General features: G+C 60.2%; 17 protein-coding genes and 1 tRNA gene. 9 read left to right on the top strand and 9 right to left on the bottom strand.

Going from position 1 to position 18,891, the window contains the following annotated elements; translation table 11 throughout:
* Nucleotides 1-10: 10 nt before the first annotated feature.
* Nucleotides 11-2,674: a collagen binding domain-containing protein gene (locus tag HFP51_RS11120; protein ID WP_176875786.1), complete on the top strand. Its 2,664-nt coding sequence runs from the start codon at nt 11-13 to the stop codon at nt 2,672-2,674.
* Between the two features lie 256 nt (nt 2,675-2,930).
* On the opposite strand, the gene HFP51_RS11115 is transcribed toward HFP51_RS11120, so the two are convergent.
* Nucleotides 2,931-3,017: transfer RNA gene (locus tag HFP51_RS11115), tRNA-Leu, on the bottom strand.
* Nucleotides 3,018-3,223: 206 nt separating this feature from the next.
* On the opposite strand from HFP51_RS11115, the gene HFP51_RS11110 reads away from it, so the two are divergent.
* Entirely contained in the window at nt 3,224-3,454 is a 231-nt protein-coding gene (locus HFP51_RS11110; RefSeq protein WP_176875785.1) for a hypothetical protein, read from the top strand.
* Nucleotides 3,455-3,460: 6 nt separating this feature from the next.
* Here the strand turns inward: HFP51_RS11110 and HFP51_RS11105 are convergent, their stop codons facing one another.
* Nucleotides 3,461-4,585, bottom strand: coding sequence for a 6-phosphofructokinase (locus HFP51_RS11105; RefSeq protein ID WP_255454645.1), 1,125 nt, complete (start codon nt 4,583-4,585; stop codon nt 3,461-3,463).
* On the bottom strand, nt 4,572-5,264 hold the full coding sequence (locus HFP51_RS11100; RefSeq protein WP_370462915.1) for an MJ0042-type zinc finger domain-containing protein: 693 nt from the start codon (nt 5,262-5,264) through the stop codon (nt 4,572-4,574). The genes HFP51_RS11105 and HFP51_RS11100 overlap by 14 nt, the downstream gene beginning before the upstream one ends.
* A 167-nt stretch (nt 5,265-5,431) precedes the next feature.
* Here HFP51_RS11100 and ftsE point away from each other — a divergent pair, with 167 nt between their 5' ends.
* The 4 genes from ftsE to HFP51_RS11080 are packed head-to-tail and all read left to right on the top strand — an operon-like array spanning nt 5,432 to nt 8,295.
* Complete coding sequence (gene ftsE, locus HFP51_RS11095; protein ID WP_176875783.1) at nt 5,432-6,160, top strand: cell division ATP-binding protein FtsE; 729 nt, start codon at nt 5,432-5,434, stop codon at nt 6,158-6,160.
* Entirely contained in the window at nt 6,157-7,050 is an 894-nt protein-coding gene (locus tag HFP51_RS11090) for an ABC transporter permease (protein ID WP_176875782.1), read from the top strand. Before ftsE ends, HFP51_RS11090 begins: the two co-directional genes overlap by 4 nt.
* A gap of 9 nt (nt 7,051-7,059) precedes the next feature.
* The gene (locus HFP51_RS11085) at nt 7,060-7,590 is read left to right on the top strand and encodes a YdcF family protein (protein ID WP_176875781.1); all 531 of its coding nucleotides are present in this window, start codon (nt 7,060-7,062) and stop codon (nt 7,588-7,590) included.
* A 6-nt stretch (nt 7,591-7,596) separates the two neighbouring features.
* On the top strand, nt 7,597-8,295 hold the full coding sequence (locus HFP51_RS11080; RefSeq protein ID WP_176875780.1) for a 1-acyl-sn-glycerol-3-phosphate acyltransferase: 699 nt from the start codon (nt 7,597-7,599) through the stop codon (nt 8,293-8,295).
* Here the strand turns inward: HFP51_RS11080 and hisC are convergent.
* A complete protein-coding gene (gene hisC, locus HFP51_RS11075; protein ID WP_176875779.1) occupies nt 8,285-9,385 on the bottom strand; it encodes a histidinol-phosphate transaminase in 1,101 nt (366 codons plus the stop codon). The genes HFP51_RS11080 and hisC overlap by 11 nt on opposite strands.
* 266 nt (nt 9,386-9,651) lie before the next feature.
* Between hisC and HFP51_RS11070 the strand changes: the two genes are divergently transcribed.
* Together HFP51_RS11070 and metW are read left to right on the top strand one after the other, a co-directional pair.
* The gene (locus HFP51_RS11070) at nt 9,652-10,779 is read left to right on the top strand and encodes a homoserine O-acetyltransferase (protein ID WP_176875778.1); all 1,128 of its coding nucleotides are present in this window, start codon (nt 9,652-9,654) and stop codon (nt 10,777-10,779) included.
* Nucleotides 10,776-11,369, top strand: a complete 594-nt coding sequence (gene metW, locus HFP51_RS11065; protein WP_176875777.1) for a methionine biosynthesis protein MetW — start codon at nt 10,776-10,778, stop codon at nt 11,367-11,369. Before HFP51_RS11070 ends, metW begins: the two co-directional genes overlap by 4 nt.
* Nucleotides 11,370-11,480: 111 nt before the next feature.
* Here metW and pheT read toward each other — a convergent pair whose 3' ends face one another.
* From pheT to rpmI, 4 genes are all read right to left on the bottom strand, one after another.
* Complete coding sequence (pheT, locus tag HFP51_RS11060) at nt 11,481-13,859, bottom strand: phenylalanine--tRNA ligase subunit beta (RefSeq protein ID WP_176875776.1); 2,379 nt, start codon at nt 13,857-13,859, stop codon at nt 11,481-11,483.
* Nucleotides 13,856-14,947, bottom strand: a complete 1,092-nt coding sequence (gene pheS, locus HFP51_RS11055; protein WP_176875775.1) for a phenylalanine--tRNA ligase subunit alpha — start codon at nt 14,945-14,947, stop codon at nt 13,856-13,858. The genes pheT and pheS overlap by 4 nt, the downstream gene beginning before the upstream one ends.
* A 112-nt stretch (nt 14,948-15,059) precedes the next feature.
* Nucleotides 15,060-15,422 carry a 50S ribosomal protein L20 gene (gene rplT / locus HFP51_RS11050; RefSeq protein ID WP_176875774.1) on the bottom strand — a complete coding sequence of 121 codons (363 nt, stop codon included), beginning with the start codon at nt 15,420-15,422 and terminating at the stop codon, nt 15,060-15,062.
* A 13-nt stretch (nt 15,423-15,435) separates the two neighbouring features.
* Nucleotides 15,436-15,639: a 50S ribosomal protein L35 gene (gene rpmI / locus HFP51_RS11045; protein ID WP_176869918.1), complete on the bottom strand. Its 204-nt coding sequence runs from the start codon at nt 15,637-15,639 to the stop codon at nt 15,436-15,438.
* 260 nt (nt 15,640-15,899) lie between these two features.
* Here rpmI and HFP51_RS11040 point away from each other — a divergent pair, with 260 nt between their 5' ends.
* A complete protein-coding gene (locus tag HFP51_RS11040; protein ID WP_176875773.1) occupies nt 15,900-18,095 on the top strand; it encodes a TIR domain-containing protein in 2,196 nt (731 codons plus the stop codon).
* A gap of 4 nt (nt 18,096-18,099) precedes the next feature.
* Here HFP51_RS11040 and hisN read toward each other — a convergent pair whose 3' ends face one another.
* A complete protein-coding gene (gene hisN / locus HFP51_RS11035; protein WP_176875772.1) occupies nt 18,100-18,891 on the bottom strand; it encodes a histidinol-phosphatase in 792 nt (263 codons plus the stop codon).

The following is an 18,891-nucleotide window of genomic DNA, read 5'->3' as shown; positions in this document are numbered from 1 at the left end:
AGCGAGGCCTATGCTTCGCTGGAAACGCACAACAACCCATATATTTGCCGCGCTGGCGGCCCTTTTCGGGGCGGCCGGCGCTTCTGCGCAAGGTGCATGGGAAGCGCACCCCGACGATTCCCTCCTGTTTGACGTCCGGCTCGGCGAATATCGCCTGGGAGACGGCGTCAGAGGCTATCAAACCCCGGGCAGCATTTGCATCGACCTTGCCGATACGATTGCCGCGCTCGATGTGCCGATTACCATCGATGAAACCGCGAACCGCGCCGAGGGCTGGGCATTTACTGAAGAAAATCAGATTGTTATTGATCGCGCGCGCAATCGCGTCCGCCATGGAGAATTATCGGAAAACCTGCCCTCCGGCCTCGTTTTCGACACGCCAGAGGGCTGGTGTGTGTCGACCCAGGCGCTTGCCGCCTGGTTTGGCGTCACAATGGAAGCAGATCTGCGCAATGCGGTGCTAATCCTCAGTTCCGACCAGCCTTTGCCGGTCGAACGCGCGCTTGAGCGTCAGGCGCGAGCCAGTTCGCTGCGTCCGCAGCTGGAATTTGACCTTTCCGGGCTGCCACAGGCCGATACGCCGTATCGCATGTGGCGCACGCCGTCCGTCGATGTCGTTGTTTCCATTGGTGGATTAAGCGATCGGCAGCGCGGCGATAGCGGATTTGAGCGGCGTTACGAGATTTATGCGGCCGGTGAAGTATTGACGGCATCGGTTGATGCCCGACTGGCGTCAGATGATCGCGGTGTCCCCAGATCGTTGAGAATGCGCGCTTTTCGCAGTTCTCCTACTGCTGATCTGTTGGGTCCGTTGCGGGCTACTCATTTCGCAATTGGCGATGTTTCAAGCCAAACATCGCCGATTGCCGTGCAGCCGACGCCCGGGCGCGGTGCCATCATCACCAACCGTCCGCTTGACCAGCCGTCCAGCTTCGATCGCCGCACTTTTCGCGGTGAATTGCCCGATGGCTGGGAAGCCGAACTCTACCGAAACGGCCAATTACTGGCCTTTTCGATGGATCGCGGCGATGGCCGGTATGAATTTGTCGATGTCGAGCTGCGCTACGGAATAAACCGGTTCGAGATCGTCCTTTATGGCCCGCAAGGCCAGATTCGGCGGGATACCGAGGTTATCAATGTCGGCGCGGCGAGTATTCCGCCCCGGAAAACCTGGTATTGGGCCGGCGCGAGCCAGGATAATCGCGATCTGGTCAATCTCGACAATCGTCGATCGACCCGCGGCAATCATTGGCGGGCTGGTTTTGGTCTCGAACGCGGCCTGAACGCCCGGACTTCCTTGGCATTTCAGCTCAACAACCTGGTCATCGCGGACGAACGCGTGACGGTGGTGGAAGGATCGGTGCGCAGGGCAATCGGCCCCGCCCTTGTCGAAGTCACCGCCGCATGGGCGGATAATGGCGGCTATGCGGCCCGCGCCCAGTTTCTTGGGCGCTTCGGCCGAGCCTATATCAGCGCTGAATCGATGATCGCCCGGGATTTCCGGACCGAACGCTATGCGCTGAACACAACCGGCCGCCACAGTATCGCCGTCGATCATAGTTTGAACCTGGGCCGGGTCGTCATGCCGGTTCGCGTGCAAGCGACCTATCAAACCCGCGCAGATTCCTCTGACCAGCTGGACGTTGCAGCCCGGATTTCCGCCAATTTCCGCCGTTTTGCGGTAACCGGCGAGCTTGGCTATCGACGTCAAGGCGCCACGGGTGCAATCGGCCCGCCGGATCAGACCGATGCCGCGATCCTGGCCAATGGCCGGATCGGGCGCGTTCGCCTGAGAGGTGAAGCGCGCTGGCGCCTGTCTCCCAATAGCCGATTTGAAAGTGCGTCGCTCACCGCTGACTGGGGGAGCGGCGAAAATAGCGCTTGGCGCGCAGAACTGGGCTATCAGGCCACTTTGAACCGCGCTCGCGCGAGTGTCGGCTATGTGCGGCGCTTCGATCGCCTGGCTTTGACGGCGTCTGCGGAGGCGGCAACCGACGGATCTGTCGCGGCGGGCCTCAATCTCGCTTTCAGCCTGGGCCCGAGCCCGCGCGGCGGGCTGCAGATGACCGCCGACAAGCTCGCGAGCAGTGGCCGTGCCGTCGCCCGGGTCTATCGCGACCTCAATAATGACGGCGTCCGCCAGGCAAATGAGCCGTTTGAAGAGGGCGTACAGGTCACGACCGGTCGCGCGCCCGCCAATGAACCGACTGATGAGAGCGGAACCGCGGTTGTTACCGGATTGACGCCGCATCGACCGATTCTCGTCGGTATCGACACATCTTCGCTGTCCGACCCCTTTGTTCAGCCGCGTGGACCGGGTGTCGTCATCACGCCGCGGCCCGGAATTGCGTCGGTTGTGGAGATTCCTCTGGTCAGTGCCGGAGAGATTGACGGCGTATTGGTCCGCGCTGGCGGTGGTCCGCTCGAAGGCGTGGATCTCGAGCTGCTCGATATCGAAGGCCGGGTCGTAAAAACAGTCCGTACGGATTTCGACGGCTTCTTCCTCTTCGAAGGCGTGCCGTATGGCGAATATAGCATCCGCATGGCGGAACTCTCGGCCCAGGCGATTGGTGCCAATGCCATGCTTGGCCGGCGTGCCTTTGTTACCGATGATAATGATATCGTCCGCCTCGGCACGATCGCGATCGCCGGCGAAACTGCGTCGGCGGAATAGCGGGATTTGGGTACTCGTTTGTCAGGCTCGACCTAGCGGTTGAGCGCGGCACCAGCCCGCTCCCCCTCCCGGCCGCCCACAGGGTACACTTAATGGGCGGTCGGGAGGGGGAGCGGGCTGGTGCCGCGAACTTCCGCAAGGAAGTTTCTGACAATCCAAACCGGGTACCGCGCTCAACCGCCAGGTTGAGTCTGACAGACGCAAAGTCGCGCCGCGCAACTTCTTGCGACGCCAACCTTTTGAAATTTTTGGAAAATGGTGCGGTCGAGAAGACTCGAACTTCCACGGGCGTTAGCCCACAACGACCTCAACGTTGCGCGTCTACCAGTTCCGCCACGACCGCACTCTATATTGTCACCGGCCCGAAGCCGGCGTCTGGCAGGCGCGTGCCTCTAGCAAAGGGCAGGGGCAGGCGCAATGGCCGAAAAGCGCCCAATGGCCTGCTGATGCGGAATAAATGCGCAATTCGCGCCATTAAGCCTCTTTTCTCCACCCATTAACCATTTGTTTACCTTTTCGGGCCGATTCTTGCGGCCTAGCCATAGGGGCATGGCATTTGTCTCTGCCCTTTTCCTGATCGCGGCTGCGTCGGATAGCGGCGCCGTGGTGCGCGCGCGCGCGACTGCCACGATCCTGCCAGCCGAGCGGATCGACTTCAGCCAGGCTGAAACGCCTGCAAATCTGCGCTTTTCGGAGAATTGGCGCATAGTGACGCGGTACGAAGCTTCATCGGCAGTATCGGGTGAGAATCGCGCCTATCGATTGGTCGAATTCGAATAATTTCCTCTAATAGAGGAACATCGGCATGCCTTCGATCCGCAACAGCTTTGCCCGATACGCGTCACTGTCATAGAGATTGGCCGTATCCACCGATTTTTCCTGCTCAAGCAGTGTCGCGATCGGCACATGACAGTAATTTCCGTCGGTAAGCGCTACCATCCGCCCCTTCTTGCCATCCCGCAGCAGCTGGATCGCCAAACCACCAAAGGCAAAACCCACCATTCTGTCCATTGCATCGGGTTCGCCTGACCGCATCAGATAGGCGAGTTCCTGGACAACGGTGCCAATCCCGGTATCCGCCTCGATCCGGCGTGCGAGGCGCTGGCCAACACCGCCCTCTTTGCGGTGGCTCGCGGATTTGGCGAGATCGCTATTGGCCTCTTCGCCGGAAATCCGCGCGCCTTCGGAAATCACGCACATCGCGTAATTTTCACCGCTATTGGCGCGATCTTCCGCAAGGAGCGGGATCAGTCGGTCCGGATCAGCGGGAACTTCGGCAATTACGGTGCGCGCAACCTGGGCGAGATAGCCAGAAAGCAACGCCGTTTCGCCCGATCTTCGGCCAAATAGCTCGATCACGCCAATCCGCTCATGGCTGCGCGTCGTGGTGCGCAGCGCGTTGATCGCGGCGACCGAGCGGGTGATTGCGGTGGAGAATCCGATGCAATAATCGGTACCGAACACATCATTATCCATCGTCTTGGGCACGGATATCACGGTAAAGCCTTGATCGGCGAGATGCGCGGAGAAACGCAGCGTTCCGTCCCCACCCAAGGTGATCATCGCATCGATACCGAGGTGATCCAGCACGCGCAGCACATGATCGGTGCGATCGCCGCTCTCCTGGGTGCGCGGATCGGTCCGCGATGTATGGAGGATAGTGCCACCGATCCGGTCAATCCCGCGAACCCGATCACGATCGAGATTCCAGGTCTGGGCCTCGATGCTGGCCGGATCATCGGGATCGATGGACAGGCAGCCGCGCCAGCCGCGTCGGAACCCGGTGACTTGCCAGCCTTCGTCAAGAGCGCCGAGCGTAATCGCCCGGATACAGGCATTGAGCCCGGGTACATCGCCGCCGCCAGTCAATATCCCGATATGGATGCCGGCCTCCTGACTATGCCCCTTCAAATGGCACGAAGCTGAGATTGAGTTCCTCGGCGTTGCGCGGAATATCGATCTCGGCCGAGTTGAATTCTACCATTTCGCGCGCGGGAAGGGATTGTTGTGGCGCCTGGATCGTCCAATCATAAACAACCGCGCCCTGCGCATTGCGGAGCTCTGCCCGAATATCGGGCACCCGCTGCTCCTCATCAGTCATATTGACGATCCGGCCGGAAATAGAGAGCAGCTCATGCCCGCTGGCGAGCGTGCGCCGTTCCGGCGAACGCACAAGTTGAACATCAAGCGCGCTATCGCCAGCCTCACTGCCCAATCCCGCAACAAAACTAGGCGGACCGAACCATGCAATTGCGCCAATCCCGGCGCCGAGCACAAGGAACAGGCCGACAGCTATCGCGGTCCACATTTTTGCTGGATTGCGACGCGGTTTGAATGGCGGTTCATGGGCAAACGGATCGGGATCGTCACTCGCTGGCGCCTGGTAAGACGGTTCTTTGGCCGCTGGCGCTGCTTCTTCGTCATGGTGGAGCGGTGGATCCGGAAACTCCTGCTGGACCGGCGCGGGCGGAGGCGGAGGGGGAGGCGGTGCGGGCGCGACAACCGTTTCCGCGCCCTCGGCAAACCAACTGTTCTTGCAATTGGCGCAGCGCACCTGGCGGCCTTCGACACCGATTGCCGTGTCAGGCACCAGATAACGGGTAGAACAGGCCGGGCAAACGAGGATCATCCGAATGGTACGCCAACTGATTGCAAAGTCTGGTGTGATCTACGCGCGCAGGGGGTCGGCTGGCAAGATGGTCGCGTCCTGCGTTGTGTGCTTTACGGCAGATGGCGCGCTGTGCCATTGCTGCGGCGATGACATCGACAATCGCTCAGTTCGAAAATGTGGGACTACGCTACGGAACCGGGGCGGAAACACTGTCTGACGTCAGCTTCTCGCTCGACGGCGGCGGCTTCTATTTTCTGACCGGCCCGTCCGGTGCGGGCAAGACGTCATTATTGAAACTACTTTACCTTGCCCTGCGGCCCAGTCGCGGCTTGATCCGCCTGTTCGACGAAGATGTCGTGACTTTGCCGCGCGATCGGCTACCGGGCTTTCGGCGCCGGATCGGTGTGGTGTTTCAGGATTTCCGGCTCGTGCCGCATCTTTCTGCCTTTGATAACATTGCGTTGCCCCTGCGGGTCGCAGGTGTTGATGAGGAAGAGCTGGCGACGCCAGTGAATGAAATGCTGGCCTGGGTCGGCCTGTCCGATCGCGCAAGTGCGCGACCCGCGACCTTGTCTGGCGGTGAGCAACAACGTGTTGCTATCGCCCGGGCGGTGATCGGTCGACCGGAATTGCTGATTGCCGATGAGCCGACCGGCAATGTCGATCCCGAAATGGCCGCGCGCCTGCTGCATCTCTTCGATGCGTTGCACAAGCTGGGTACGACTTTGGTGGTGGCGACGCATGACGTGCATTTGTTGAGCCGGGTGTCCGCAGCTCAGATGATGCGACTCGAAGGCGGGCGTTTGTCTGACCCTACTGGCTTGCTCCGCAATCCGCCGCGCGAACCGCGCACAGGCCGGAAGCGCAAGACATGACGTTACCTTTTGCCGCCACGCCTGCCGAACGCCGATTGCTGACCGAAGGCCGGCTATCGGGCCCGATGCCCTGGGTGATTGCGATCATGATGTTTCTCACCGTGCTGGCGGCAGCCGGCGGATTGGCGCTCAACCATGCCGCGAGCAATGTCACCGGCAGCATAGCGCAGCGCATCACCGTCCAGATTGTTGAGGCCAATCCCGATATTCGCGAACAACAGACCAGAGCGGCAATGGCCGCATTACAAGCAATGGACGGGGTGAATGAAGTGATCCGTGTCCCGGATTCCGAAATCGACGCGCTAATGGAGCCCTGGATTGGTGCCGCCGGACAGGAAGAAGGGATCCCCGTCCCGACTATGATCGATGCGGACCTGAACGCCGAAACCCATGCCGACCTTGAAAGCGTCGAAGAAGCGATCCTTGCGGTCGCGCCCTCTGCCCGGGTGGATGATCATGCGCAGTTCCTCGCGCCGCTTGCGGGATTGATTGGATCACTTACCTGGCTTGCTTTGGCGCTGGTTCTGCTGACGGCGAGCGCGTTGGCGGCGTCCGTAATCCTTGCCGTGCGCGCGGCGCTCAACACGCACCGTGCGACGATTGAAGTGTTGCATTTGATGGGCGCGACGGATGTTCAGATTGCGCGGCTTTTCCAGCGGCGGATTGCAATCGATGCCTTGCTCGGCGGGATTGTCGGCTTTTTGTCCGCCATCATCGTCCTTCTGCTGCTCGGCCAGCGGATCGGCGCGGTTGGCTCGGAACTGTTGGGCTCGGCGTCGCTGCCGCTCTGGGGTTGGTTTACTCTGCTCCTTTTGCCGCTATTGGGGGCGGTCATGTCGACCTTTGTAGCACGGTTCACCGTGATCGGTGTGCTCAGGAAGATGCTATAAGGCTGTTCCATGGTTCGTCGCATCCTCTCTCTGATCCTGCTCCTATGGGCGCTTGGCTTCGCATTTTTTGTGATCACCTTGCCCGGCCCGGCGGGCCCGCAACATACCGATGCGATCATTGTCCTTACCGGCGGTGAAAACCGGATTGAGCGCGGCGTTGAACTGCTCGAGGCCGGGGAGGCGGATCGCCTGCTTGTTTCCGGCGTCAATCGCACCGTCCGCCCGGTGGAACTGGCGGAGGAAATCGGCAAACCAGAAGCGCTGTTCGATTGCTGCATCGATCTTGGCCAGGAAGCCGTCGATACACGCAGCAATGGTGCAGAGGCTGCGCGCTGGATGCGCGAAAATCGCTTCACGACGGTTCGGCTGGTGACGACAGACTGGCATATGCCGCGTGCACGCTACGAATTGGAGCGAGAGCTGGATGCCGGCGTGACGCTGCTGCCCGATGCGGTGGCGAGCGATCCCAGCTTCATGCAACTCTTTCTGGAATATAATAAATATCTGTTGCGCCGGGTGAGCGCGCTGGTCGGGCTGTAGCGCGAAATGGCGGCAATCCGGTCCATTCTCTTCTTCATCGTCTTTTATGGCATGACCATTCCCTGGGTGATTGCAGCGCTGTTTGGCGCGTTGCTCGGCGAGCGGCCGATGCATGCGGTGATCTATGCCTGGGTGCGTTTCCATCGCCAGTGCGCACGCGTCTTGCTTGGCATTCGGGTGCAGATTGAGGGCGAAGTGCCTGATGGCCAATATCTGTTCGCCGCCAAGCATCAGGCGATGTTCGAAACGCTCGATTTTCTCAACCTGCTCGATACGCCGGCCCCGGTGCTCAAAAAGGAGCTGACCGAGATTCCGGGCTGGGGCTGGTTGGCGGTTCAATATGGTGGCATTGCCGTGGATCGAAGCGGCGGTGCTGCGACGATGCGGGCGATGCTGAAGCGCACGAAAAAGGTACTCGCGCATGGGCGATCGGTTGTTATCTTCCCGGAAGGGACGCGCGTCCCGCCGGGCGAACAGCCCGAACTTCAGGCTGGATTTGCCGGGCTCTACAAGATGTTCAAACTACCGGTCGTTCCGATTGCGATCAAAAGTGGCCATGTCTGGCCCAAGGATAGCTGGATCAAATATCCCGGCACGGTGACCTATCGCTTCTTCGATCCGATCCCCGTCGGCTTGCCCCGCGAAGAGATTGAAGAGCGTGTGCATGCACTCATCAACGCATTCGAGAAAGAAACTACAGAGTAGCGGAAACCAGGCCTTCCAGCGCCGCGGCAACTCCCCGGGTTTCCTCTTCGGTCCCGATCGATATCCTGAGACCATCGGGCAGGCCCTGTCCCGGCAGCCAGCGGGTGATGTAGCCGCGCTCCATCAAGCCTTCATAGGCGGCTTCGGCGGATAGCGCGCCATCGAACAGGATCAGCAGGAAATTGGTTTCAGAGGGTATCGCGCGCAGCCCGGCATTGCCCATGGCCGCGATCCGCGCTGCCAGCCAGTCGCGCCATTTTTGGTTATGCGACCGGCTCATTTCCACAAAATCTTGATCAAACAGTGCTGCCAAGGCCGCCGCCTGGCCTGCCGTTGTGACATTGAATGGTCCGCGGATGCGGTTCAGCGCTTCGATCACCGGTGCCGGACCATAGGCCCAGCCGACCCGTTCAGCCGCCAGTCCGTAAATCTTTGAAAATGTCCGTGTTACCAATATGTTATTGGCTTTACGCGCCAGCTCAAGCGGCAGCACCGCCTCGTCCGGATCAAGATATTCGGCATAGGCCTGGTCGATTACCAACAGGCAATCCTCCGGCATGGCGTCATGAAGTCGCGCAATCTCTGCGATCGGCGTGTAGGTGCCGGTCGGATTATTCGGATTGGCGAGGAATATCACCCTGGTTGCCGGTGTAACTGCCGCAATCAACGCATCGATATCGGTCGCATAGTCGGCATCGTCGGCCTCGACCGGTGTCGCTCCAACCCGCCGGGCCGACAGCGGATAGACCATGAAGCCATAGCGGACATAGAGGATCTCATCACCGATACTCGCATAGGCGCCGGCGGCGAGATGCAGGATCTCATCCGATCCCGTTCCGCAGACAATGCGATCAACCTCAATGCCATTGTGCTCCGCGAGAGCGGTGCGCAAGGCGGTCGAATTGGGATCGGGATAGCGGGCCAATGTACCGCGTTCGTCGGCCAGTGCGGATTGCGCCTGTTCGCTGGTCCCAAGTGGATTTTCGTTCGACGATAGCTTGATCGTCGGCGCATCGGAACCGGAACTCGAGCGGCCGGGCGCATAGGGCGTGATCGCCGTGATCCAGGATTTGGGCGTTGGGCCTGTCATACAGGCGGGAATAGAGAGATTCTCGGGAGGCTCAAACCGAAAAAGATGTAAGATCCGAGTAATCCGCTGGCGCCGATCACCTATCGGCACAACTTCGAAGACCCCGTTTGCCCTGAGCCTGTCGAAGGGCTGCACTTTCTTTGGCAGCGCAAAGGTGAAGGGCAAGGCTTCGACAAGCTCAGCCCAAACGGGTGAAGACAAGATTGTCCGCCAATCGCCCGCTTTCGTTGACAAGCTGGCCTTTTGCGCCCTAGCGCCGCCTTTCCATGGCGGAAGATAGCTCTCCTTTTGGCGCCGCGCGCGCTGTGACCTTGCCCGGGCCGTTGATGCTCGATGGCGGTGGATCGCTGGCGCCGCTCGAGATCGCCTATGAAACCTATGGCGCGCTCAATGACGATTGCTCCAATGCAATCCTCATCTGCCATGCACTGACCATGGATCAATATGTCGCGTCCGAGCATCCGCTGACCGGCAAGCCCGGCTGGTGGACCTCGATGGTCGGCCCTGGGAAACCCATTGATACGGACCGTCATTTCGTGATCTGCACCAATGTGCTGGGCAGCTGCATGGGGAGTGCGGGCCCGGCGAGCGCCGCCGAAGACGGTGCGCCTTATGCGATGCGTTTCCCGGTGATCACGATCCGGGACATGGTGCGTGCACAGGCAATGCTCGTTGATCATCTGGGTATCGAGACGCTCCAGGCGGTGATCGGCGGTTCGATGGGCGGCATGCAGGTGCTGCAATGGGCGGCCTGCTATCCCGATCGCGTCCGCTCGGCCGTTGCGATTGCGACAGCGGCCCGGCATTCGGCGCAGAATATTGCCTTTCACGAGGTCGGGCGCCAGGCGATCATGGCCGATCCCAATTGGCGCGGCGGCGATTATTACTCTGACGGCGAACAGCCGACCAAGGGGCTGTCCGTCGCCCGGATGGCGGCCCATATCACCTATCTCTCCGAAGAAGGGCTGACCGAGAAATTCGGTCGCCGGCTTCAGGCGCGGGACGCAAAAAGTTTCGGTTTTGACGCAGATTTCCAGATCGAAAGCTATTTGCGGCATCAGGGGATCAGCTTTGTCGATCGCTTCGATGCGAACAGCTATCTCTATATCACCCGCGCGATGGATTATTTTGACCTGGCCGAGGAACATGGCGGCCTGCTCGCCAATGCTTTTACCGGATCGAACACGCGCTTTTGCGTGATCAGTTTTGACAGCGATTGGCTCTATCCGACCAGCGAAGCCAAGATGATCGTCCGTGCGCTCAATGCCGGCGGCGCGGAAGTCAGTTTTGTCGAACTCTCCTCGCCCTTCGGCCATGACGCCTTCCTGCTCGATACACCGGGCATGAATGATGTGATCGACGGGTTCCTGAAAGCCGGTGAGGGCCGGGCATGACCAGCGCGCTTCGTCCCGATCTGGCGATTATCGCCGATCACCTGCCCGAAGGCGCGCGCGTGCTCGATATCGGGTGCGGCGATGGTGGCCTCATGGCGGCAATTCGCGAAACGAAAAGCGCCGATGCCCGCGGGTTAGAGCTTGACGCCACCAATGTTGCCCAGGCGATGGCAAAGGGCCTGTCGGTGGTGCAAGGCGATGCCGATACGGACCTTGCAGACTATCCGGATAGCGCGTTCGACTATGCGATCCTCAGCCAGACGCTGCAGACGACCCGGGCGCCCGATGCGATCCTGACCGAGCTCTTGCGCATCGCCCCGCGCGCATTCGTCAGCTTTCCGAATTTCGCCTATTGGCGGGTCCGCGCAAACCTGATGTTTGGCGGCCGGATGCCGGTCACCGGCGCGCTGCCCTTAAGCTGGTATGCGACCGAGAATATCCATCACGTCACGATTGACGATTTCCGCGCGCTGATTGGCCAGCAGGGCATTGCGGTGGAACAGGCCTGGTACTTGAGCGGCAACCGCCAACGCGGCGCCGGCGCGGCAAACCTTCTCGCCGAACAAGCGGTATTCTTGTTGGGGCGGTAAGCACCAGCAGCTGAGGGCAGAAAGGCAACCATTCGACAGGCTCAGGGTAAGCGGGGTGGGGATTGGTGTTCAGAACCCGTTTGGGCTGAGCTTGTCGAAGCCTTGTCCTTACTACCCCCGCAACTCACCCCCAACCTTCGCCGCAGCAGCCACCAGTTTGTCCGAAATCGCTTTCAGATTTTCTTCGGTGAAGCTCTTGTCCTGCGGTTGCAGCGTCACTTCGACGGCGATCGATAGCTTGCCGTCAGGTACGCCTTCGCCGGCGAACACATCGAAGATGCGCGCATCGACCAGGCTTTGCTTATCCGCGCCCTTTATCGCGCGAAGCAGCGTATCGGCGCAGGAATCCGCATCCACCAGGAACGCAAAATCGCGGGTCACGGCCTGCAGGGCAGGGGGCGTGAAGGCTTTGCGCATATGGCCGGAATTGCGGCCCATCGGGATCGCATCGAGGTAGATTTCGCCAGCCATGGCCGGTCCGTCCAGATCAAGCGCCTTGAGCGTCGCAGGATGCAGTTCGCCAAACTCAGCCAGCATGTTCTTTGGGCCAAGGCAGAGCCGCGCGGAACGGCCCGGATGGTAGAGCGAGCTGGCGTCGCCAAAGAGCTGCAGATTGCCGACCGGCGCACCGGCGGCTTCGAGCAGCGCAAGGATTTCAGCCTTGGCGTCATAGACGTCGAACGGTGGTTCATTGCCTTGCCAATGCCGCGCGGCTTTTTCGCCGACCAGGATCAGGCCCAGTGTCGCACGCTCTTCCTCTTCCAGATAACGGCGGCCGATCTCGAACAAACGAATGCTCGCAGCGCCGCGATCGGCATTGCGCTTGGCCGCAGCGGCCAGGCCCGGGATCATCGAGGTGCGCATCACCTTCATGTCTTCGCTGATCGGATTGGCGAGGATCCAGGGTGCCTCTCCCGTCAGTGCTGCTTCGCTCTCGGGAATGAAGCTCCAATTGACGGCTTCATTGAGCCCGCGTGCAGCCGCAGCCCGGCGCACGGTTCGCTCGCGCTTCTGCTCCGGTGAGGCAGTTGGCGTCGCGACGCCATCGGCACGCGGCAGGGCGACCGAGGGAATTGCGTCCAGGCTTTCGAGGCGCAAAACCTCTTCGACAAGATCGGGCGCGCCGACAATATCGCGGCGCCAGCTTGGCGGGGTGACGCGAAACGGCCCATCGCCTTCTACGCCAAAGCCCAGCGCCTCAAGCGATGCGCGTTGCCTATCGTTCGGGATCGCCAGTCCGCCCAATGTTGCAGACAATGTCGGATCATAGTCGATTGTCCGGCTATCATCTGGCAGCGCGCCTGCTTCGACGGACCCAGACGGCGTGCCGCCGCACATGTCGAGCACCAGTTGCGTTGCAATGGCCAGGCCATCGCCCAGGAAAGCGGGATCGACACCGCGCTCAAAGCGTGCGCGCGCATCCGACATCAGGCCAAGCTTCTGGCCGGTCCGGGAAATGCGGGGTGGATCGAAATAAGCGCATTCGATGACGATCTCGGACGTCTCGTCCTGCACGCCGGAATGTTCACCGCCCATGATGCCGCCAATATCGTGGACGCCCATTTCGTCGGCGATCACGGTCATGCTGTCGTCGAGCGTATACTCTTTGCCATTGAGCGCGACGACCTGTTCGCCATTCGTCGCACGACGGGCGAAAATCGCATCGCCCAGTGACGAGCGGTCATAGACGTGCAGCGGTCGACCATGATCGATCATGATGTAATTGGTGATGTCGACGAGCGCGGAGATCGGTTTTTGGCCAATCGCGCGCAGTCGCTTCTGCATCCAGTCTGGCGAGGCGCCATTGGCAACGCCCGCCACGGTGCGTCCGAAAAAGGCCGGGCAGCCTTCCGGATCGTCTGTGCGGATCTCTATCGAAGGCGCGCGATCGCCGGCAATCGTTGGAACGGCGAGCGGTTTGAGCGTGCCGAGCCCGGCCGCAGCCAGATCCCGCGCAACGCCGCGCACACCCATGCAATCCTGACGATTCGGCGTGATCGCAATATCGATCACTGGATCGTCGAGCCCCGCCCATTCGACATAGCTGTCGCCGATATGCGCAGCCACGCTCTCGTCGAGATCGATAACGCCCTCATGCTCGTCGGACAGTTCCAGCTCGCGCTCTGAACACATCATGCCGAAGCTTTCGACATCGCGGATCTTGGCCGGGCCAAGCGTGACATCGATGCCGGGCACATAGGTGCCGGGCGCGGCAAAGACGCCGACCATGCCCTTGCGGGCATTGGGCGCGCCGCACACGACCTGCACCGGATCGCCCGAGCCGGTATCGACCTTGAGCAGCTGCAGCTTGTCGGCATTGGGATGTTTTTCCGCCGAAATGACCTGGGCGATACGGAATCCCTCCAGCGCATCGCCGGGATTCTCCAGGCCCTCAACCTCCAGCCCGACCGCCGTCAGCTTTTCGAGAACGGTATCGAGATCGGCATCGGTATCGAGATGCTCTTTCAGCCATGACAGGGTGAACTTCATGCGCCCACTCCCGCGCTCAACGTCGGCACATCAAGCGCCGAGAATCCATAATGTTCGATCCAGCGTAGGTCGCCGTCGAAAAAGGCGCGCAGATCGTCCATCCCATATTTGAGCATGGCGAGGCGATCGATACCGCAGCCAAAGGCAAAGCCCTGCCATATATCGGGATCCAGTCCGCAGGCTTCGATCACCTTGCGATTGACCATGCCCGAGCCGAGGATTTCCATCCATCCGCCTTCTTCGGTGTTCGGATCGCCGCCGATGATGCGTTTCCCGTCCTTCAGCGAATAGCCGACATCGACTTCGGCCGATGGCTCGGTGAAGGGGAAATAGCTCGGGCGCAGGCGCAGCACGATATCATCGCGCTCGAAAAAGGCCTTTACGAAAGTCTCGAGCGTCCATTTGAGATGGCCCATATGGATGTCGCGATCGATCACCAGACCCTCGACCTGGTGGAACATCGGCGTGTGGGTCGCATCGGAGTCAGACCGATAGGTGCGGCCCGGCGCAATGATACGGATCGGCGGCTCCTGATCGGTCATCGTGCGGATCTGCACCGGCGAGGTATGGGTGCGCAGCATCATCGGCTGGCCATCGCGCATCTGGTTTTCGCCGAAATAGAAAGTGTCATGCATCGCCCGCGCCGGATGGCTTTCGGGAATGTTGAGCGCGGTGAAATTGTGCCAGTCATCCTCGATCTCGGGGCCGGTGGCGACGGCAAAGCCGAGATCGGCGAAGATTTCGGCAAGCTCATCCATCACCTGGCTCACCGGATGCACCGATCCCTTGGGGCGATCCTTGGCCGGCAGCGACAGATCGAGCGTTTCCGAGGCGAGGCGTTTGGTCAGCTCGGCATCGGCCAGCGCGTCTCTCTTCGCTTCGATCGCATCGGCGATGTCACTGTGCAGGCCATTGATGCGCGGCCCTTCGACCTTGCGCTCTTCCGGTGTCATCGAACCGAGTGTCTTGAGGAGGCTGGTGACCGCGCCATTCTTGCCGAGCGCCTGTACCCGCACGGCATCGAGCGCATCGAGGCTGTCCGCTGCATCGATCGCCGCAGAGAGTTCCTGCTTCAGCTGTTCCATCATTCTGTCCGTTTCGAATAGCGTGATACGAAAAAGGGCGCGTGGAGCCGTTCCGCTCCCCGCGCCCTTTTAGTGTGAATTGCCGATGTTGCTACCGGCGATTGCTGTCGTTGCCTCAGGCTTTTGAGAGCGCGTCTTTGCTCTGGGCAACGACGGCGCTAAATGCCTCGGGTTCGTTCATCGCGAGATCGGCCAGAACCTTGCGGTCCAGCTCGACACCGGCCAGCTTCAGGCCATGCATGAAGCGGGCATAGGTCATGTCTTCGGTGCGTACCGCAGCGTTGATCCGCTGGATCCACAATGCGCGGAAGTTCCGCTTCTTAACCTTGCGATCGCGATAGGCGTACTGACCGGCCTTTTCGACCGCCTGGCGTGCCACGCGAATCGTATTCTTGCGGCGGCCCCAATAGCCCTTGGCTTCTTTAAGAAGTCGCTTGTGGCGGGTTTTCGTCGTTGTCCCGCGTTTTACTCGTGCCATTTTCGCTTACCTCCTAGCGCAGCCCGTAGGGCGCCCATTTCTTGACTGTCTTCGCATCAGCGTCGGACAGTTTGGTGGTGCCGCGATTTTGGCGGATATATTTCGAATTATGGCTGATCAGCCGGTGGCGCTTGCCAGCGACGCCGTGCTTGACCTTGCCGGTGGCGGTGATTTTGAAGCGTTTCTTCACACCGCTCTTGGTCTTCAGCTTGGGCATTTTCGTCTCCTCGGTTTTGACGATTTGCGAACGGCCTCGGCAGCCCATACTGGCCGGACAGTTCATTCAGCTTTCGTCGGAAGCGCGCGCTATAGCGATCCTGCATAGAGAACGCAATATTCTTTCGCGCCGAAACCCGGCGCAAATCTGTGGGCCTTCCATCGTCTCTTTGCTTGTGTTTCTGCTCCGATCTGCATTAGCATTCTACCCAAGCGAGCTATCGTTCGCTGGCCGACCATTTTTCGGCCCAAGGGGGTGTTTTGGCCGATATATTCATATCCTACGCGCGCGCGGATCTTCCGGCAGCGACGAGCATCGCCGCTCTGCTTGAGGATAGTGACCACAGTTTTTGGTGGGATCAGCTGATTGACGGCGGAGAGCGGTTTTCCGACGATATCGAAACGAAGCTGGATGCGGCCAAGGTCGTTATTGTTCTGTGGTCTGAACATTCCCGCAAGTCGCGTTGGGTGAAAGACGAGGCGGAAACGGCCGCTCAGAATGAGAAGATGATTCCAATCAGCCTAGACGGCGACCCCCCGCCGCTTGGCTATCGTCAGTTCCAGTCACTGGACTTTTCCGGGTGGAGCGGCGCGGTGCCGTCCGACCATACCGACAAGCTGCTCGATGCCATCGAGCAGAAGATTCGCGGATCGGTGAGCGAGCATCTGAGCCGGATCCCGGTCGGCATGTCCCGGCGGCAGCTGTTGAAGAGCCCCTTTGCGATACCCGTTGCCGTTGGCGGGGTGGCGGCATTGGCTGGCTTGTTCGTCATGTCCCGTGATGGTGAGGGGGATGCTGTTACGCCAGCATCTGACGGCCCGAGTGTCGCAATCTTGCCGTTCAGCAATCTGACGGAGAGTGACGATAGCGCGTTTTTTGCGCGCGGCCTGCATGATGAGCTGCTTGCACAAATGTCTCGCTTGAGCGGGTTATCGATTATCGCGCGCGAGTCAGTCATGGCCTATGAGGCGAGCGACAAGCCGATCGCTGAAATTGCTGCCGAGCTTGGCGTCAGCCACGTCTTTAAGGGATCGGTGCAAAGCGCAGGCGATCAGGCTCGGATATCGGTGACGCTTTCGATCGGCGATTCCGGAGACGATGTGTGGCAGGATTCGATCGTCACCGGGATCGATGCCCAAAATATCTTCCGCACCCAACAGCAGATCACATCTGGAATCGTGTCCGAACTCGGCACCGTCCTCACCGACGCCGAGCAACAGGTGATAGAGGAGACGCCGACCGAGAATGCTGAAGCCTATCGGCTCTATCTCGAAGGCCGCATTCTGGGGCGCTATGGTGATAACACAGAGGAAGGATTTGCCGAGGCAGTCATACTTTTCGACCGGGCGATTGCGCTCGATCCAGCCTTTGCCAATGCCTATGCCGAAAAGGCAATGTCGCTGCTCTCGCTATATTGGTCTGGCGCGGAACGCGAAACCAATCTTGCCCTGGCCGTTAATGCGCTCGACCAAGCCGTCGAAATGGCCCCAAACAGCCCGCTCACCCTATGGGCAATGGGATCCTATCATTATTGGGTATTGGGAGATCTTGACGCCGCCAGCGATTATCTGCGCCGGGCCTCGGAGGCAGGCCCGAGCAATTCAGATATCTGGTCTATGGCTGCCTCGGTTTCCCGACGCCAGGGCACATTCGACGATTCATTGAGCGCTTTTCGCCGCGCCCTCAGCCTCAATCCATTGCGCATCAATATCTTTGGTGACCTCAGCTATACGCTGGGCCTGGTCGGTCGCATCGAAGAGGCGCGCGGCCTGCTCGATCGGGGTCTGACGATCAGCCCGGGGGCGGCCTATCTGCTCGGTGCAAGCACAACCAACCATGTGCTGGCCGGAAATCTGCCGGCCGCCTGGGCGGATTGTACGGCGATCGATGCCTTCGATTCCGGCTCCTATGACATGTTTCGCACCCAGATGATTTTCTATGCGGGCAGTGACGAAGATATCCGCGGGCTGGTTGCCAAATGGCCAGCACCGCGCAACCAGCCGCCTTTTCTAAACTATTTCGATCTGAATCATGCTTTTGCTTTCCTGCGATTGGGCGATAGCGACGCCGCGACGAACATGGTCGCCGCGCTGCGGCCCAGGATTGAGCAAATTCTTGCCGAGGATCCCGACGATGTCGAAGCGCGAAAAATCCTTCCGGTACTGTTTGCTATCGAAGGCAATCCGGCTGAAGTGGAGCGCAGCACCCGGGGGCTGCTGGGCAATCCGCCGCCTGACAATCAGATGCTGATCGAAGAGGGTTTTGTTGTTGTCGTCGCCAATGCGATTAGCGACAACCGGGACACTGTTTTTGAGCTCATCGAAATGATGATGCTACGCACCTCGCCCGCGCAATTTATCCGCATCGTGCAAAGTCCATTTTTCGACGATCTGCGCAGCGATCCGCGCTATGACGCACTCAATCGGCGCTATCGCCAATGGCTGGCGGAAAGTTGATCGCCTAGTCGCTGCCGTGCAGCGCCTCGAGCACATCGTCGAGCCGCGCCGAATCGCCGAGCGCAATTACCCGCCCGTCGCTCTGGGCGGTTAAAGGCTCGCCCTGCCAGTCGCACATCTGCCCACCGGCACCTTCGACAATCGGAGCAAGGGCGGCGTAATCATGGATCTTCAATCCGGTTTCGATCACGACATCGAGATGGCCGGACGCGACCAGGCCGTAATTATAGCAATCGCCGCCATAAACAGGCCAGGGATGCTGGCCATAGGCAGCGGCGATCACGCGGAGATAGGCTTCGGCCTCATCATCGGAAAAACAATGCGGGCTGGTGGTTGCTACGGTTGCGCCTTCTAGCGCCTTGCAGCGCCGCGCCTTGACTGGCGTGCCGTTGAACTGGGTCGGGCTGCCCATTGCCGCAGTCCAGCGTTCGCGACCAATCGGCTGGTCGATCACTCCCATCACCGGCCAGCCATCCTGCATCAATGCGATCAGCGTGCCAAAGATCGGACGCCCGGCGATGAAGCTCTGCGTGCCGTCGATCGGGTCGAGCACCCATTGGCGCGTTGCCGATTCGCGTACTGCGCCATATTCTTCACCGATGATCCCGTCGTCGGGGCATTCCTCTTCAAGGATCGCGCGCATCGCCTGTTCCGATGCGCGATCGGCCTCGGTTACCGGCGAAGCGTCATCCTTGCTTTCGCTTTTGAAGTCAGAACGAAAAAAGGGGCGGATCGCTTCGCCTGCCGCATCGGCAAGGCGGTTTGCGAGCGCAAGATCGGATTCAATAGTGGCCAT

Source organism: Parasphingopyxis sp. CP4 (assembly GCF_013378055.1).
Taxonomy (GTDB): Bacteria; Pseudomonadota; Alphaproteobacteria; order Sphingomonadales; family Sphingomonadaceae; genus Parasphingopyxis.
Note: the sequence above shows the minus strand (reverse complement) of the source record. Positions and strands in the feature narration are given on the sequence as shown.